The sequence below is a fragment of the Paraburkholderia sp. GW821-FHT02A12 genome (assembly GCF_059422005.1).
Genome location: NZ_JBWKWA010000001.1, coordinates 3,381,799 through 3,395,432, shown reverse-complemented (window position 1 = coordinate 3,395,432; position 13,634 = coordinate 3,381,799). Strand labels below are relative to the sequence as shown.

General features: G+C 62.4%; 15 protein-coding genes and 1 tRNA gene. 6 read left to right on the top strand and 10 right to left on the bottom strand.

Going from position 1 to position 13,634, the window contains the following annotated elements; genetic code table 11:
- Positions 1-20 precede the first annotated feature (20 nt).
- The 3 genes from phoU to phoR all read left to right on the top strand — a co-directional run bounded on the left by phoU (position 21) and on the right by phoR (position 2,900).
- On the top strand, positions 21-725 hold the full coding sequence (gene phoU / locus AC07WT_RS15420; protein WP_492590880.1) for a phosphate signaling complex protein PhoU: 705 nt from the start codon (positions 21-23) through the stop codon (positions 723-725).
- Positions 726-752: 27 nt separating this feature from the next.
- Positions 753-1,454 (top strand): phosphate regulon transcriptional regulator PhoB, encoded by a 702-nt coding sequence (gene phoB, locus AC07WT_RS15415; protein WP_006051991.1) that lies wholly within the window; start codon positions 753-755, stop codon positions 1,452-1,454.
- Positions 1,455-1,586: 132 nt separating this feature from the next.
- The gene (gene phoR, locus AC07WT_RS15410; RefSeq protein ID WP_494947648.1) at positions 1,587-2,900 is read left to right on the top strand and encodes a phosphate regulon sensor histidine kinase PhoR; all 1,314 of its coding nucleotides are present in this window, start codon (positions 1,587-1,589) and stop codon (positions 2,898-2,900) included.
- Positions 2,901-2,977: 77 nt separating this feature from the next.
- Here the strand turns inward: phoR and ppk1 are convergent, their stop codons facing one another.
- Positions 2,978-5,041 carry a polyphosphate kinase 1 gene (ppk1, locus tag AC07WT_RS15405; protein WP_494947647.1) on the bottom strand — a complete coding sequence of 688 codons (2,064 nt, stop codon included), beginning with the start codon at positions 5,039-5,041 and terminating at the stop codon, positions 2,978-2,980.
- Between the two features lie 202 nt (positions 5,042-5,243).
- Here ppk1 and ppx point away from each other — a divergent pair, with 202 nt between their 5' ends.
- Positions 5,244-6,869 carry an exopolyphosphatase gene (ppx, locus tag AC07WT_RS15400; RefSeq protein ID WP_492590877.1) on the top strand — a complete coding sequence of 542 codons (1,626 nt, stop codon included), beginning with the start codon at positions 5,244-5,246 and terminating at the stop codon, positions 6,867-6,869.
- Between the two features lie 118 nt (positions 6,870-6,987).
- On the opposite strand, the gene AC07WT_RS15395 is transcribed toward ppx, so the two are convergent.
- The 4 genes from AC07WT_RS15395 to AC07WT_RS15380 all read right to left on the bottom strand — a co-directional run bounded on the left by AC07WT_RS15395 (position 6,988) and on the right by AC07WT_RS15380 (position 9,211).
- Positions 6,988-7,800 (bottom strand): GNAT family N-acetyltransferase, encoded by an 813-nt coding sequence (locus AC07WT_RS15395; RefSeq protein ID WP_494947646.1) that lies wholly within the window; start codon positions 7,798-7,800, stop codon positions 6,988-6,990.
- A gap of 192 nt (positions 7,801-7,992) precedes the next feature.
- A complete protein-coding gene (locus AC07WT_RS15390; RefSeq protein WP_494947645.1) occupies positions 7,993-8,451 on the bottom strand; it encodes a SixA phosphatase family protein in 459 nt (152 codons plus the stop codon).
- A 179-nt stretch (positions 8,452-8,630) separates the two neighbouring features.
- Positions 8,631-8,707 (bottom strand) — tRNA-Pro (locus tag AC07WT_RS15385).
- A 330-nt stretch (positions 8,708-9,037) separates the two neighbouring features.
- Positions 9,038-9,211 carry a hypothetical protein gene (locus tag AC07WT_RS15380; protein ID WP_492590874.1) on the bottom strand — a complete coding sequence of 58 codons (174 nt, stop codon included), beginning with the start codon at positions 9,209-9,211 and terminating at the stop codon, positions 9,038-9,040.
- Between the two features lie 153 nt (positions 9,212-9,364).
- On the opposite strand from AC07WT_RS15380, the gene AC07WT_RS15375 reads away from it, so the two are divergent.
- Positions 9,365-9,535, top strand: coding sequence for a hypothetical protein (locus tag AC07WT_RS15375; RefSeq protein ID WP_492590873.1), 171 nt, complete (start codon positions 9,365-9,367; stop codon positions 9,533-9,535).
- 209 nt (positions 9,536-9,744) lie between these two features.
- On the opposite strand, the gene AC07WT_RS15370 is transcribed toward AC07WT_RS15375, so the two are convergent.
- Both AC07WT_RS15370 and AC07WT_RS15365 read right to left on the bottom strand, forming a co-directional pair.
- Positions 9,745-10,044 (bottom strand): hypothetical protein, encoded by a 300-nt coding sequence (locus AC07WT_RS15370; protein ID WP_494948437.1) that lies wholly within the window; start codon positions 10,042-10,044, stop codon positions 9,745-9,747.
- Positions 10,045-10,260: 216 nt separating this feature from the next.
- Positions 10,261-10,569, bottom strand: a complete 309-nt coding sequence (locus AC07WT_RS15365; RefSeq protein WP_492590871.1) for a DUF2288 domain-containing protein — start codon at positions 10,567-10,569, stop codon at positions 10,261-10,263.
- 121 nt (positions 10,570-10,690) lie between these two features.
- Here AC07WT_RS15365 and AC07WT_RS15360 point away from each other — a divergent pair, with 121 nt between their 5' ends.
- A complete protein-coding gene (locus AC07WT_RS15360) occupies positions 10,691-11,407 on the top strand; it encodes a pentapeptide repeat-containing protein (protein ID WP_494947644.1) in 717 nt (238 codons plus the stop codon).
- Positions 11,408-11,707: 300 nt separating this feature from the next.
- On the opposite strand, the gene AC07WT_RS15355 is transcribed toward AC07WT_RS15360, so the two are convergent.
- The 3 genes from AC07WT_RS15355 to AC07WT_RS15345 form a co-directional block, all read right to left on the bottom strand.
- The gene (locus AC07WT_RS15355) at positions 11,708-11,848 is read right to left on the bottom strand and encodes a hypothetical protein (protein ID WP_494947643.1); all 141 of its coding nucleotides are present in this window, start codon (positions 11,846-11,848) and stop codon (positions 11,708-11,710) included.
- 422 nt (positions 11,849-12,270) lie between these two features.
- Positions 12,271-12,597, bottom strand: a complete 327-nt coding sequence (locus AC07WT_RS15350; RefSeq protein ID WP_494947642.1) for a hypothetical protein — start codon at positions 12,595-12,597, stop codon at positions 12,271-12,273.
- Between the two features lie 155 nt (positions 12,598-12,752).
- On the bottom strand, positions 12,753-13,472 hold the full coding sequence (locus AC07WT_RS15345; RefSeq protein WP_494947641.1) for a peptidoglycan DD-metalloendopeptidase family protein: 720 nt from the start codon (positions 13,470-13,472) through the stop codon (positions 12,753-12,755).
- Positions 13,473-13,634: the final 162 nt, after the last annotated feature.

The following is a 13,634-nucleotide window of genomic DNA, read 5'->3' as shown; positions in this document are numbered from 1 at the left end:
GCAAAATAACGGAGTACGACATGCCCGATAAACACCTGTCCAGCCAGTTCGACGCCGACCTGAATCTCGTTTCGTCGAAGGTTCTCGAGATGGGCGGTCTGGTCGAATCGCAGATCGTCAACGCGATGCAGGCGCTCAACGAATTCGATCTCGACATCGCCGAGCAGGTGATCGCCGCGGAAGATCGCCTGAACCAGATGGAAGTCGATATCGACGAAGAGTGCAGCAACATCATCGCGCGCCGTCAACCGGCCGCGCGTGACCTGCGCCTCCTGATCGCGATTTCGAAGACCATCACGAATCTCGAGCGCGCCGGCGACGAAGCCGAAAAGATCGCCAAGCGCACCAAGCGACTGATGGAAGACGGCGCGTCGCGCACCATCAATATCGCCGAGATCAAGTTGTCGGGCGAGATGGCGGTGTCGATTCTGCGCCGCGCGCTGGATGCGTTCGCGCGCCTCGACACGGTGGCCGCCGCGCAGATCGTGCGCGACGACAAGGCGATCGACGAGGAATTCCGCGCGTTCGTGCGCAAGCTGATTTCATACATGACTGAAGATCCGCGCTCGATCTCGGTGGGCCTCGACTTCCTGTTCATCGCCAAGGCGATCGAGCGGATCGGCGACCACGCGAAGAACATCGCCGAATTCATCATCTACATCGTCAAGGGTACTGACGTTCGGCACAAGTCGCGCGACGCGCTCGAACGCGAAGCCCTCAGTTAACTCTGGATAAAGGTCAAAGAGGTGCCGATGCCCAGCAGCATTCTCGTCATTGAAGATGAGCCCGCCATTTCCGAACTGATTTCGGTCAATCTACAACACGCCGGACACTGCCCGATTCGCGCGTACAACGCGGAGCAGGCGCAGAATCTGATCAGCGATGTGTTGCCCGACCTCGTCCTGCTCGACTGGATGTTGCCGGGCAAGTCGGGCATCGCGTTCGCACGCGATCTACGCAACAACGAACGCACCAAGCACATTCCGATCATCATGCTGACCGCGCGCGGCGACGAGCAGGACAAGGTGCTGGGCCTCGAAATCGGCGCCGACGACTACGTCACCAAGCCGTTTTCGCCGAAGGAACTGATGGCGCGTATCAAGGCGGTGTTGCGCCGCCGCGCGCCGCAGCTGACCGAAGACGTCGTCGCGATCAACGGTCTGAAGCTCGACCCGGCAACGCACCGGGTGGCCGCGCATGCCGAAGGCAGCGAGATCAAGCTCGATCTCGGCCCGACCGAATTCCGTCTGCTGCACTTCTTTATGACGCATCCGGAGCGAGTGCACAGCCGCACGCAACTGCTCGACCAGGTGTGGGGCGATCACGTGTTCGTCGAAGAACGCACGGTGGATGTGCACATCAAGCGTCTGCGCGCGGCGCTCAAGCCGGCCGGGTGCGATGCTATGATTGAGACGGTGCGCGGCAGCGGTTACCGGCTCGCGAAGAGCGCCTGACTTCTTTCGGTCGCGCCGAAAGTTTCGAAAGCCCTGGTAACGGCGCTCACGCCACCTGTGTCACGCACGTGACGAATTGGCGTCGCGGTCCCGGACCACGGCGCGTACGGTTTTCTCTTCGATCGCTAGAACATGAACATCATCTGGGCGCGCTCCCTCGTGTCGGTCGTGCTGCTGGCTGTTCTGTGCGCGGTGGTCGGCGCACTCGTGAACGTCAAGGCAGGACTGGCCCTCGCGATCGTTTTGCTGCTCGCACAGAGCCTCTTCGGCACTTTTCACAAGCAGCGCCTATGGCGTTTGCTCGATGCGCCGGTTTATGGCGAAGTGCCGAGCGCGCCCGGCGTCTGGGGCGAAATCTATTACCGTCTGCATAAGCTCGCGAAGCGCTGGCATGCACAGGTACGTCAGGTCGAGCAGCAGCACTCGCGTTTCATCCAGGCGATCCAGGCTTCGCCGAACGGCGTCGCGATGCTCGACGATCACGACCAGATCGAGTGGTGCAACGCGATCTCGGAACTCCACTTCGGGCTCGACGCGAAACGCGATCTGCGCCAGCACATCACGCATCTGGTGCGCCAGCCCGACTTCGTCCGCTATCTGAGTTTGCATCGTTACGAAGAGATGCTGATCATGCGCGGGATGGGCGACAAGCGCCAGAACGTGCTGTCAGTGCAGGTGTTTCCGTACGGCGAAAATCGCAAGCTGGTGCTGTCGCAAGACATCACCGAGCTGGAGCGCACGGACGCGATGCGCCGTGACTTCGTCGCCAATGTATCGCATGAGCTGAAGACGCCGCTCACCGTGCTCTCGGGTTTTCTGGAGACGATGCGCGAGTTGCCGTTGAGCGAAGCAGAACGCTCGCGCTATCTCGATCTGATGGAGCAGCAGGCCTCGCGCATGCGGCACATCGTCAACGATCTGCTGGTGCTCGCCAAACTGGAAGGCGACAACAAGCCGCCAAGCGATCAGATGATCGACATGCGCGCGGTGCTGCGGCATCTGCAAGACGACGCGGAGAGCCTGTCGAGCGACCATCACAAGATCCTCTTCGACGCCGACGAAGGGCTCACGGTCACGGGCGTCGAAACAGAAATTCTCAGCGCGTTCGGCAACCTCGTGACCAACGCGATCCGCTACACGCCGGATGGCGGCCTGATCCAGGTGGACTGGCACGCGAATGGCGGCAGCGCGGTGTTTTCGGTCACCGACAGCGGCCTGGGGATTCCTGCGGCGGACATCCCGCGGCTCACCGAGCGCTTCTATCGTGTCGACCGCAGCCGTTCGCGCGATACCGGCGGTACCGGCCTCGGGCTCGCGATCGTCAAGCATGTGCTGCAACGGCACGATGCGCAACTCGAGGTGAAGAGCGAAGAGGGGCGCGGCAGCACGTTCACCGTGCGCTTCCCGGTGTATCGCACGGCGCGCAGGCAACCGGCGCCGGCTTGAAGAGCGTCGACCTGAAAAAAAGCCCGCCTTGATTCAAGGCGGGCTTTTTTACGAGCCTGGCTGGCTTGCCGATTCGCTCACGAACAGAATTTGCTCAGCAAGCTCATCTGCGCATTGCGCGACGATTTGCCCGGCTGGCGCCGGCGATAGTGTCCGTCGCTTTGCATCAGCCACGCGGACTGGTTGTCGCCGAGAAACGCCGACAGGCCTTCAGCAATCACACGCCGCTTCAAACGGCGGTTGTTGACCGGGAACGCCACTTCCACGCGGCGGAAGAAGTTGCGGTCCATCCAGTCGGCGCTCGACAGATACACCTGCTCCTTGCCGCCGTCGTAGAAATAGAAGATGCGATGATGTTCGAGAAAGCGCCCGACAATCGAGCGCACCGTGATGTTCTCCGACAGGCCGGGCACGCCCGGTTGCAGCGAGCACACGCCGCGCACGATCAGATCGATCTTCACGCCCGCTTGCGACGCTTCGTACAACTCGGCGATCACGGTCGGCTCGAGCAGCGCATTCATCTTCGCGACGATGCGCGCTTTCCTGCCGGCGCGCGCATGCTCGGCTTCCGCCCGGATCGCTTCGACCAGTTTCGGATGCAGCGAGAACGGCGATTGCCACAACTCATGCAGCCGCAATTCGCCGCCGATGCCGGTCAGTTGCTGGAACACGTGATGGACGTCCTCGCAGATTTTCTGGTCGGCGGTCATCAGGCCGAAGTCGGTGTAAAGCCGTGCGGTGCGCGGATGATAGTTGCCGGTGCCGAGGTGCGCATAACGCTTGAGCGAGGTCTTGCCGCCCGCCGACACGCGCCGCACGATCAGCATCATCTTCGCGTGGCACTTGTGACCCACCACGCCGTATACCACGTGTGCGCCCACCGCTTCGAGCTGCGATGCCCAGTTGATGTTGGTTTCTTCGTCGAAGCGCGCGAGCAGTTCGACCACCACCGTGACTTCCTTGCCGTTGCGGGCGGCTTGCATCAGCGCGTCCATCAGCGGCGAATCGGTGCCGGTGCGATAGATCGTCTGCTTGATTGCCACCACGTTCGGATCTTTGGCCGCTTGCAACAGCAGTTCGAGCACCGGCTGAAAGCTCTCGTACGGATGATGCAGCAGCACGTCGTCCTGATCGATCATGTCGAACAGGCTGGTGCTGTTGGCGATTCGCGACGGTATGGCGGGGATGTGCGGCACGAACTTCAGGTCAGGCCGGTCCACCATCTCCGGCAATTGCATCAGCCGCACCAGATTGACGGGGCCGTTAGCGTAATAGCAGTCCTTGTCCGACAGATTGCCTTCGTCGAGCAGGCGCCGCACGACGTGCGCGGGTGTTTCCGCCGACACTTCCAGCCGCACCGCATTGCCCAGATGCCGCGCCGGCAATTCGCCCTGCAACGCGACGCGCAGATTGGTGATTTCGTCTTCGTCGACGAACAGTTCGCTATTGCGGGTGATGCGAAACTGGTTGCAGCTGCGCACCACCAGATTCGGAAACAGCTCGCCCACAAAGCGCTGCAACAGCGAGCTCAACAGCACGAAGCCGTGCGGATAACCCGACAGCTCCTGTGGCATCCGCACGAGGCGCGGCAACGCGCGCGGCGCCTGGACGATGCCCATCATCGCCTGGCGGCCGAAGGCGTCCTTGCCTTCCAGTTCGACGACGAAGTTCAGGCTCTTGTTTAGCACGCGTGGGAAGGGATGCGCCGGGTCGAGTCCGATCGGCGTGAGCACGGGCAGCAGTTCGTCGAAGAAGTAGTTGCGCGCCCATTCGGTTTGCGCTTCGTTCCACGCTTCAGTGCCGTGGAAGTAAATGCCTTCCGCTTCGAGCGCCGTGAACACCGTGTCGTTCAGCATCGTGTACTGACGATGCACGAGCCTCTGCGCGCGTTCGACGACGAGGTCGTACACATGCTGGAGAGACATGCCGTCGGGCGACAGCGCGCCCGGGTTGTCGCGCATCTGTTCCTGCAGCCCGGCCATGCGGACTTCGAAGAATTCGTCGAGGTTGCTACTGGTGATGCAGATAAAACGCAGTCGCTCGAGCAAAGGGACGGCGGGGTCGGCAGCTTGTGCCAACACACGCTCGTTGAAACCTAGAATGCCCAGCTCGCGATTCAATAAGGGGTAGCGGATGGACATCGGCAGCGAGAATGGAATGTCAGGAACGGAGGCGGAAAGACGCTCGGAAATTCTCACAGTATGATTACATTGTTATGACATTTTAGATGTCTCAAATTCTACGCCGCATTTGCCGCGTGTCGTCAATATGACGCAGTGTTTATGGGACCATGGCGCACACCCAACACTGCAAGGTGACACCGTGAGGTCCGGTACGCTTAAAATGGCGTCTTTTAACAGCGCGGCCGGCTATAAGGCGCATACGGCGCCCGAGGGACGTTCGGCGTCTTCCGCATCCTCGGCCGCCGCGCTCGCGCGCATGGAGCCCGCTCAATCGATGGTCAATACTCCACAACTCCTCGCTGCCGTGGATCTCGGCTCCAACAGCTTCCGCCTGATCGTGGGCCGGGTCGAGGAAACCGACGCGGGCAGCCAGATCTATCAGGTCGACGCGTTGCGCGAACCGGTGCGCCTCGCCGCCGGTCTGTCGCGCGACAAGATGCTCGATCGCGCGTCGCAAGTGCGCGGCTGGGACGCGCTGAAGCGCTTCGGCGAACGGCTGCGCGACTTTCATCCCGATCACGTTCGCGCGGTCGCCACCAACACGCTGCGCATCGCCAAGAACGCCAACGAGTTTCTCGGCGAGGCGCAAGCCGCGCTCGGCTTCCCGATCGAAGTGATCGCCGGCCGTGAAGAAGCGCGTCTGATCTACGCCGGGGCCGCACACTCGGTGCCCGCGAGCTCGGGCAAGCGGCTGGTGGTGGACATCGGCGGCGGCTCGACGGAATTCATCATTGGTTCGCACTACACGCCGATCAAGATGGAAAGCCTGTATATCGGCTGCGTGAGCCATAGCCGCGCGTTCTTTCCGGCGGGCAATGTCGACGAATACACGATGCGCCAGGCCGAACTCGCCGCGAGCCGCGAAATCCAGATCATTTCCGCCGAGTACAAGAAGGCCGGCTGGGAGCAGGCGATCGGCTCGTCGGGCACCGCGCGTGCGCTGGCCGAACTGGTCGAGGCGAACGGCTTCAACGATCCGGGCATTACACACGGCATCTCGCGCGGCGGGCTCGAACGGCTCAAGCGAGCGTTGATCAAGGCGGAGAACGTCAATCGCCTGAAGCTGGTCGCGTTGAAGGCCGACCGGATCCCGGTGCTGGCGGGCGGTCTGTCGATCATGATCGCGGTGTTCGACGAACTCGGCGTCGATTACGTCGATACGACGGACGGCGCATTGCGTCTGGGCGTGCTGTATGACCTGCTGGGCCGCTCGCAGCACGAAGACATGCGTACGGTCACTGCCGGGGGCTTCATGCGCCGCTATGGCGTCGATCGTGCGCAGGCCGGGCGCATCGGCGATCTGGCGGTGAGTTTCTACGATCAGTTCGATGAGCCGGACGAAGAACGCCGGGTGGAAAACCGCATGTTCCTCGGTTGGGCTGCGGCGTTGCATGAAATCGGGCGGTCGATCTCGCACAGCGCGTATCACAAGCATTCGGCCTATATCGCGAGCAATGCGGATATGCCGGGCTTTTCGCGCACCGATCAGGCGCGGCTCGCCGCGCTGGTGCTTGGCCACGCGGGCAAACTCGGCAAGCTGTCGCAAACGCGCGAAGTGGAATGGCCGCTGCTGTTCTGCTTGCGGCTCGCGGCGCTGCTGTGCCGGCGGCGTGCCGATGTCGGTTTGCCCGGCATCGCAGTCGCACAGGTGAACGGCGGCTATGAAGCGCGCTTGCCGAGCGAATGGGTGGCGAATAATCCGCTCACCGATTACAGCCTGATTCAGGAAGCCGCGGAATGGGAGAAAGTGGGCATCCCGTATCGCGTGGTTTATACGGACGATTAAAAAACGACTGTTGAAAAAAAGCCCGGCAAATTCGCCTGGCTTTTTTTTGCGCGTCGCGAACCTGCCGTGAACTCAGCGCAGACGCGTTTTGCAGACGCGTCGAGCGCGTTCGAGTCAATCAGCGCGGCAGCGCGTCGCCCAAAAAGTGACGCGCATAACGTGCGTTGATGTCCGATAGACGGAACAGCGTCAGGAAGTCTGCCGTGTTGAAGTCGGGATCCCAGGCCGGTGCGCCGCAAATTTTCGCGCCAAGGCGCAGATAGCCCTTCACCAGCGGCGGCGGTGCGACGTCCGCACCCGTTTGCAGCTCGTCGACCGGCAGCGGCGTATGCGGAAACGCGCGATATTCCGGCGCCGTCAGCGCGTTGTCGCGCAGCGAGCAATACAGATTCGCCGCGTAGTGACCGCCGTCGACCATCGCGACGCTCGCGCAGCCGAGCATCGTCTCGTAGCCGTTGTGCTTCATGTAGGCGGCGAGCCCAGCCCACAGCGACATGATCACCGAGCCGCTGCGGTAGTCGGGGTGCACGCACGAACGGCCCACTTCGACCATCTTGGCGCGCAGGTGTGTGAGACGCGAGACGTCGAATTCGCTCTCCGCATACAGGCGGCCGACGCGCGCGGCCTGATGCGGCGGCAGCGCGCGATATGTGCCGACCACCTTCAGCGTGTCGAGGTCGCGCACCAGCAGATGATCGCAATACGCATCGAACGAATCGACGTCGAGGCCGGCCGGGCCCGTCAGGCGTGCGCCCATTTCATCGGCGAACACCCGGTAGCGCAGCCGCTGGGCCTCGCGCAGTTCTTCGTCGGTGCGTGCCCATGTGACTTGCAGGCGATGCTGGGCGGTGACCGTCTCTTCGGCGCGCGGCAGGCGGCGCAACTCGAAGATCGAAGCGAGGGGCAGGGTTGGCGTCGGCAGTTCTCGCATGTGGCGTCCTGGTCGAAAAAAGGGAGATTGCTTTTTTCGCCAATGTAGTAACGCCTGGTGACGTTCGCATGGCAAAGCCGTGACGATTGGATGACTGCCCGTAAGCTGGGCGTCCGCGGCTTGTCATATGCCGGGGATGTGTTGTTGCGGCGCGACCGTCTACGGCGGCGCTCGACGTCTCGCCGCGCGTGCTCAGACCAGATCAGGGCTGATCGCCGCGCGCAGCACGGCCTGTTCGTCGCCGTTTCGCTCGCGGTTGGAGATCCACCACACGCCTGCCTTCTTCAGCGGCCAGCTCGCTTCGCTGTTGGCGAGCAGCAGCGCGGCGACATGGCCGAGGGTCGGCTGATGGCCGACGATTACGACAGTTTGCGCGATGCCTTCGGGCCAGCCTGCTGCGGTGAGCACGTCGTTGGCGCCGGCGTTGGGCGCGAGTTCGCGCACCACGCGATACTGGTCGCTCAACGTCTCGGCGGTCTGAACGGTGCGCACCGCGGGGCTCGCGAGAATCACGGCGTCGTCGGGCAGGCGGGCGCGCAGCCATTTGGCGATGTTCTGTGCCTGCTTGCGACCCCGCGTGGTCAGCGCGCGAGCGAGATCGCTCGAGGCGAAATCTTCGGCTTCGGCATGACGCCAGAGGATCAGATTCATGTTGAGCTCCTTGTCCCCGGGGCGGCGATCGGGAGGGCTGCACCGCTCTTTATACCACTGTCACCACTGTCACCACTGTCGCATGCGGTACGTGTGACGGCAAGACGGGCTATTCAGCGCGAACGGATGATCAATAGAAAAAGGGGTTATGAGTAAAAACTCATAACCCCTTGATTCCGTGGTCGGAGCGATAGGATTCGAACCTACGACCCTCTGATCCCAAATCAGATGCGCTACCAGGCTGCGCTACGCTCCGACGAATCCGAGATTCTACGTGGCATTGGGTGCCAGAGTCAATCTCGAATTGCTTCGGGCTGAAAATGAACCAAACACGCATGTCTGCATGTCTATATGCGTCCCATCAACAGCAACACGCCTCAGTGCGCGGGCGCCGTGCCCGCTTGAGGCGTGTTGGAGAGATTGACGCCGGCGCGCCACAACAGCTTTGCGGCATGCGTCGGCGCGCGACGGTCGGCGGCAGGAAGACCGTCGCTGCGGTTAATCGTGGCGGTTAAGTCAGTCGGCGAGCGCAGTGTCTCGCTAGATAGCCGGAATGTGCGCACGCGCACGAACGGGCGGCTCTCCCTCAATGCCGGCGATGCATCCAGTCCAGCAGGTGTTGATGAGTCAGCCAGTGATGCACCATGCCTTCGCCGCCGTGTTCGCGCCGGTAGGTTCTCGATTCGAAAATCGACAAGGCGAGCAGTACGAGCAGACCTATTCCGAGTCCGACCAGACCCGCGATCGATTCAGCGTCCATGGCAGTCTCCTTTGATGAGGCAGTCATGCCTTCATAGTAGGACACGCGTAACGAAATGGGAGGGGGAGGCTGCGTGCGGGGCCGTCGTGTAAAGCGCTTTGCAGGTAGACTCTTGGCGCTTTGCCGCCGATATTCATTCCGTCTAGAGAGTCTATGAATCGCGTTCTACTGATTGCGCTACTGCTGGCCGCCAGCCTGACCGGCTGCGCCAATGATCCATCCGGCCATCATGGCGGACCGCCGCCGAAAGATCCGAGCGACTATCACGGCGTGCCCACCGACGACCGGCCGCCTTCGATGGTGCCCGCGCCGGCCGCGCTTTGACCGGATGTTAAAGCGGCCAGGTGGTCTGCCTGGCTGTCCACATCGAGGATATACGTGACGGCCGCACTCGCTGCGTCGCGGAGAAAAGGAAAGGCGAAACGCCGGCGCGGGCACGCCGGCGTTTCTGACCCGCGCAGACTGTTCGCGCGGAGAGCGCGGGCTGCAGGCATTCTAGGGCGAGCGGTGCGCCGTATATGTATGCGCTTGTTTCAAGCCGTAACCGCATACTGCACAAAGGTTAAATGGGCAACTTCGGGGGCAACCCCGGCGCCCCTGGCAGAGCGCGCGACGCCCGGCAAGAACCGCGCGAGCGTTGCGCCGCGCGCGGCCATGAAGATCAGCAGCACGGCCCACGGCAAATAAGCTTCAGCAGTGGCGCGCACTGTGGCCTGATCGGTCAGACGTTCGACGATCCATGTCCCCGCGCCCCAGTACACCAGCGAGAAGCCGACTGCGCCGAGTGCGGACCCTAACGCCGCTACCTTGACCGCCTGCAGGAACGCCTGCAGGAACGCCTGCCGGTCGCGTGCGCCGATCGCGACGCCGCCGAGATACGATGCGCCGTTCAGACGGCCGTATCGACCGCGCCGAGGATCGGTTGCGTCAGATTGGCGAGGACGATCGGAAACGCCAGTGTCAGCACGCGCCGATGCCAGCGCACGGGTAACGCGGGCACACGGCGGGCGCTGCCGCTTCGAGTGTCTGCGCGCCGGGTGCGCTTTCGCTCAATGGCGTTCCTGCACGCAGACCCACGGCGACACGACTACCGCCCACAGATCGGGATCGCGCGCGGCGAAATCGGCGGCGGTGTCCGCCTGCACGCGTTCGACGAGGCCGGACGACAGCCATTGCGTGACTTGCGCGGTGTCGTCGCTGGCGATGGCTTCGGCGACGCTCACCAGATCGAGGTCGCGCGCGACGCGCAGCAGCATGCCGCGCGCAAAAAAGCGTTCGAGCTCGGTCCAGCCGATTTTGGCGGTTTCCGCAAGGAGCCTGGCGTACAGCGGGCTCTGGGGGGCGTCGTTGGAAGTCATGGTGGGCGGGGGTTCTGATGGGCCGTTACTATAAACCATCGGCGCTCGACTGCCACGGCGGCGCGCATTCCGGTACGCTTGGGGTCTTCCGATTTTTATTCTCCACTCATTCTCCATTTTCATGTCACTGGATTCAACGACACCGGCTTCGGGCGCGCAAGCTCATGTGGTGAACGGCGCGACGCTCATGCGCGCCGACGTGGAGCGCCTCGTCGCGCTCAGCAAAGAGCCGCTGCATTTCACCGACTGCGATTTCGAAGGCGCAGATCTGTCGCGACTCGATTTGCGCGGTGCTGAGTTTCATCGCTGCACGATCGTCGAAACGTCGTTTTTCGGCGCGACGCTGGCGCATAGCCGCTGGGTGCGTTGCCGCGGCCGCGAGGCGGATTTCGCGTCGGCCGATCTGGTCGACGCGGCGTTCCAGTCGAGCGATCTGAACAACACCAGTTGGCGCCGCGCGAAGCTCGCATCGGCGTCGTTTCACAGCTGCAAGCTGACCGGCGCGAACTTCGAGGGCTGCGCGGCGCTGGGCTTGAGCTTTGTCGAGACCTTGCTGGTGGGAGCGCATTTACGCGGACTGTCGTTTCGCAAGACAACGCTGCAACAACTCGATTTCTCGGACGCCGATCTCGCTGGGGTCGATTTCCGCGAGGTGGTTTTCGACGGCGGCAGTCTGAAGGACGCGCATCTGAAGGGCGCGCGCTTTGACGGCGCCGACCTGCGCGAAGCCGATCTGAGCGGCGTGCGGCTCGTCGACGCCGCGCTGTTCAAAGGCGCGACGATTTCCCATCAGCAGGCAGCCGTGCTGGTGACCGAACTCGGTTTGCGAGTGATGTAAGCAGCCGTTTTCAGCCGTCCGTTCCAGCCGTTTGGCTAGCTCGAGCGAATCGCCGGCAATCACCGGCAATCGCCGGTAATACTGCGATCCATTTCATCGAATGAATAAAATCAGTTGATTCGATGGTGCGGGATTTGTCGGCGGATTTGAAATGTTCAAATATCTTCGCTATTCTCGAATTTGTTGTGATGAAGGCGGTGGCTGATTATCTCTGCTCGGCTATCGATTAATGGTTCGGTATGGTGCGTTGGCGCACAAAAGGCACGCTGCATGCAGGGCGCCTGCATCATCGCGGGCGGTTTAGTGGAAATCGGCCAAACGCCTTTCGTCGGATTTATTTTGGAAATCTCGACGGATGCTTGCTGTATAAGGCTTTTCCAGCCGACCGCGGATTTTTGCCGGTGATTTAATGGCGCATTGCATCGCGGGATTTTCACCCATTTATTCTGCGTACTTTTGTGATTTCAGATTAACATAATGCGGACTCCGTGCGCTGCATCACATTACCTGCGAAATTAATAGATTGCGCGTGTATAAGCGAATCGTTAGATTTACTTCTGGCGCATGGTGAACCGGTCCTTTGCCGATATGCGCCAAACCCCCGTTAGCCCGGCCTCGTGCCGGGCTTTTTTTATCCGCGCATCACTTTCGATTCACACCTGTTGATCATCGAAGATTACTTTTTCTTTACATCGATGTGCAGACCGGAGACCCGGGGTTATGACCTGGCTGATCATTTTTCCCGGCATCTGGCCGCTCATTGCCCGGTGTGCTGATCGCCTTGGCCGCGCGCATCGATCCGCGCTCCGGACGCTGGCGCTGCCGTTAGCTCGCGTCGCGCCACGCGGCGCGTCCCGGCGCCGTCACTGTTTGCAGCGAATCACCATCGACCGGTTCTTCACGTTCGCACCGAAGATCCCGCCGATCGAGCCGCCCGAGGTGGCGCCGTTGTCGACGTCCTTCGAAACGACGTCATAGCCGTAGTTGCCGCAGACTTCGCCGGCGCGCTTGTAGCACTCGGCCCAGCTCGAGCTGGCGTCGCTGCCGCTGCAGTTGATCGCGAAGCCGGTGTCGCCGTTCGGCAGATAGGTCATCGTGGTAGTGCTGGAACAGCCGCCGAGGCTGCCGAGCGTCAGTACGCCGAGGCCAACCGCCGCGGCCATTGCCACTGACGCGAATGCGCTCTTCATTGCAAATTCCTTACAGATGACAGGGGCGACGTGGCGGTGGGCCGCGTCGCGTGTCGGATTGAGCGTTTTATAGCACGCCGGGTTCCCTGAGCGGCGGTTTCAGCCCGCGTGGGCGGCGCGGCCTGGTGATCCGCGAGCGTGCGGCTAGCGGGCGGCTAACGTGCGGGTAATGCCCGCGACGGGTCGATCGAGCGGCCCTGATAGCGCAATTCGAAGTGCAGCATCACTCGGTCGGTGTCGGTATCGCCCATCTCGGCGATCTTTTCGCCGCGTGCGACCGTCTGACCTTCCTTCACCAGCAGCGCGCGGTTGTGCGCGTAGGCCGTCAGATACTCGGCGTTGTGCTTGATGATCAGCAGATTGCCGTAGCCGCGCAGGCCGTTGCCGGCATAGACCACCGTGCCGGCCGCCGCGGCCACCACAGGGGTGCCGGGCGCCGCCGAGATATCGATACCCTTCGAATTGGCGCCATCGAAGCGCCGGATCACCGTGCCGTCGGCCGGCCATACCAGCGGGATCGACGAATCCGGCGCGGACGGCGACGCACTGTCGGCGGGCGCCGGGCGCGACAACGGCGGCGTGGCCGTTGTGCTCCCGCCGCCGTTGCTGCGCACGGCGCCGCTCGTCGACGCCGCGTTGCCCGGAGGCGCCACGCGCAACACCTGACCGACCTCGATGCTGTCCGGGTTCGTCAGATTGTTCCAGCGCACGATGTTTTGCACCGACTGCCGGTTGCTGCGCGCGATCTTCGAAAGCGTATCGCCGCGTTCGACGCGGTAGAACCCCGGACCCGCCGGTGCGGACCCGCACGCGGCGAGCACCGCTAATAACGACGCGCAGGCCAGCCGCTTCATCATTCTTGTTGTGTCAAACATTGGACCTCGCAAAGCACTGCCACGCGCCGATCCCGATCACGCGGCAGATAGATGCAAAAGCGTCCGATTCTAACGGTTTTGCGCTGCAGCACTCGAAAACGGGTTTCGGCGAGGCGAGCAACCGCCGGTGAGGGCGGTGCGGAAGCGAGCGCTCGCCGTGTC